Source organism: Actinocorallia lasiicapitis, from assembly GCF_054778695.1.
In genome coordinates, this window is sequence record NZ_BAAGZI010000625.1 from 1 (window position 1) to 2060 (window position 2060).

General features: G+C 65.9%; 2 protein-coding genes and 1 pseudogene. 2 read left to right on the forward strand and 1 reads right to left on the reverse strand.

The features are described 5' to 3' along the window. Both ACYVE7_RS33055 and mscL read left to right on the forward strand, forming a co-directional pair. Positions 1 to 293: pseudogene (locus ACYVE7_RS33055) on the forward strand (hypothetical protein); the annotation flags it as partial. Positions 294 to 399: 106 nt separating this feature from the next. Beyond that, positions 400 to 822, forward strand: coding sequence for a large conductance mechanosensitive channel protein MscL (gene mscL, locus ACYVE7_RS33060; RefSeq protein ID WP_460370392.1), 423 nt, complete (start codon positions 400 to 402; stop codon positions 820 to 822). Between the two features lie 41 nt (positions 823 to 863). On the opposite strand, the gene ACYVE7_RS33065 is transcribed toward mscL, so the two are convergent. Further along, positions 864 to 1829, reverse strand: coding sequence for a D-alanyl-D-alanine carboxypeptidase family protein (locus tag ACYVE7_RS33065; protein WP_460370394.1), 966 nt, complete (start codon positions 1827 to 1829; stop codon positions 864 to 866). Positions 1830 to 2060 lie beyond the last annotated feature (231 nt).

Consider the following 2060-nt stretch of genomic DNA (forward strand, 5'->3'; position numbering starts at 1 on the left):
TGTTCCGGCCGGGCAGCCACGTCGACCTCTTGGTCGCGGGCCCGGCCATCGGCGGAGCGCTACCCGAACCGGCTGTCGCGGGGCCGTCTCCTCCCGGCCGTCCCGGACGGGCGCCGCCCGGGCTCGGCGCGGATCAGCCCGTCGCGACCGGCCTTCCCGTACTCCTGGCCGAACCGCCCCAGAACGGACGCCCCGGACTGCTCCTGCTCGCCGCACCCCGCGAACTCGCCCGCACCGTCGCCCGCTACGCCGCCACCACCGAACTCGCGATCGTGCTGGTCTCCCCCGACTGACGGGCCCATGACCGGAACACGGGCTTGTCCACAGAACGCCGAGGGAAAGTGACTCTCCAAGTCAGAAATCAGTCAGCACCGGTACCGCCGGAAACAGGGAGGCGACGTGGACGGCTTCAAGAAATTCCTGTTCCGCGGAAATCTGATGGACCTCGCGATCGCCGTCGTCATCGGCGCCGCGTTCGCGTCCCTCATCACCAGCTTCACCGGCGCGTTCATCAACCCGCTCATCGCCCTCATCGGCGGCGAACCCAACCTCGACGACATGAAGTTCACGATCGGAAAGACGGTCTTCCCCTACGGGACCTTCCTCACCGAACTCCTCAACTTCCTGATCATCGCCGCCGTCCTCTACTTCCTCGTCGTCCGCCCCATCACCAAGATGATGCGCCGGATGGGCCTCGACAGACCCATCCCCCCGGCCAAGGACTGCCCCGAATGCCGATCCGAAATCCCCGAGACCGCCGCCCGCTGCAAGTACTGCACCGCCACCCAGCACGACCCCAGAGTCGTCACCCCGACCACCTGACCACCCACCCGCCAGACCTGCCACCGGACCGGCCGCACCGGTCAGGTGGGGTTGCCGAACTCCCAATGCCAAGGCTCGAACGGACTGGAGTAAGCCCACGACGGATGGAACCAGCCGAACGCCGTGGAGTTCGCCCGCATCCAGTTGAACTGGAGCGACCCCGACGACTCCACACCCCCGCACATGTCCACCGCCTGCCCCAGACCGTGGTTGGAACGGCCCGGAATCGCCGCGTAGCCGGGACGCGTGTAGTACAGCCGCTGCTGCTCCTTCAGATCCCGGTAGGCGTCCCGCAGACAGATGTCCTTACCGAACCGCTTCTTGTAAGCCGCGTTCAGCTTGTAGAACGCCAACGCCGCATCCGCCCGAAGCTGGAACGGCTCCTTACCCGACTTCTGCGAAAGATCACACAGATACTTCCCCGGAATCAGACCGTTCGGGAACTGGCCGGCCTCCCGCGCCAACGCCGGATCACACTGCAACGCCAGCCGAGTGTCCCGGTCCAAATTGAGCTGCTTCAACATCCGGCTCAGCTTCGACGTGATCTGGTTGACCCGCCCCTTCACCAGCACCTTCTGCTTGTTGAGCTTCGCGGCGTCCAACCCGATCTCCGACGTCAACCGCTGCTGCTCGTCCACCAGATCCTGCCGCCGCTGCCGCAGATCACTCGCCGTCTTCAGCAGCGCTTCCTTCTGGTTCCCCAGCAACGCCACATCCGCCGCCGCCCGCAACGCCAGCGAAGGATCCCCACCACCGAAGATCGACAACCCGCCCGAAGAAGTCGGCATCTGGTACGCGCCACTCGCCAACCGCGCCAACGGCAGCCGCAGCTCCTCGTACTCACCGTCCGCCAACGACAGCTTCGCGACGGTGTCCCGCAACTGATCACGCTGCGCGTTCGCCCGCTGGATCTGACCCTTCAGATCCTTGTCCAGCTTGTCCAGCTCATCCCGCGCCTTGTTGGCCTGCCGCCGCAGCTCCTCGACCTTCTCGGTCCCCGGCGACACCCGACCCCCCAAACCCTCCGGAACCCGGGCACCCAAACCCCGCGCCCCAGGCGGCACAGCACTCACCACCAGCGCGACAACCGTGATCAACACGGCACTCAACCGCACCGACCGAGGACTCGACACTCAAATCCTCCGGAACAACAGGGGCAATGGACAGCGCTCGAACGCTACTACACCCACCCCAATGACCTGTGCGCCTTCAACCAATCCCACCGCTCCCCCACCCAC